We start from the raw sequence: 559 nt of genomic DNA on the forward strand, positions 1-559 counted from the left end.
TGCGCCGGCCGGCGCGCCGGCAGCCGGAGAAGCCGCTGGCTCCGGCGTGACCGATAGTTTCGAGCTGCACGAACTGACCGTGGCCGACCTGCAGGAGCGCATGGCCAAGGGCACCGACACCGCCCGCAGCCTGAGCGAAAAATACCTGGCCCGCATCAAGGCCCTGAACGAAGCCGGGCCGATGCTGCGCGCCGTCATCGAAACCAACCCCGACGCGCTGACCATCGCCGATGAGCTCGACAAGGAGCGCAAGGCCGGCAAGGTGCGCGGCCCGCTGCACGGTATTCCGGTGCTGGTAAAGGACAACATCGACAGCGGCGACCAAATGATGACCACGGCCGGCGCGTCGGCCCTCGTCGGCCACAAGGCGAAGCAGGATGCTTTCATCCTGAAAAAGCTGCGGGCGGCCGGGGCCGTGCTGCTGGGCAAAACTAACCTGAGCGAGTGGGCCAACTTCCGCTCCTCGCACTCGGTGAGCGGCTGGAGCAGCCGCGGCCGCCAGAGCCGCAACCCCTACGCCCTCGACCGCAGCACCAGCGGTAGCAGCTCCGGCTCGGGC

1 protein-coding gene is annotated in these 559 nt (G+C 68.3%); it reads left to right on the forward strand.

Annotated features, from left to right (window positions below; all coding sequences use genetic code 11):
* Window positions 1-46: 46 nt before the first annotated feature.
* A partial coding sequence (locus ACYVDE_RS25810; RefSeq protein WP_460504355.1) for an amidase family protein occupies window positions 47-559 on the forward strand: 513 nt, incomplete at its 3' end.

It is taken from the genome of Hymenobacter agri (genome assembly GCF_054778495.1).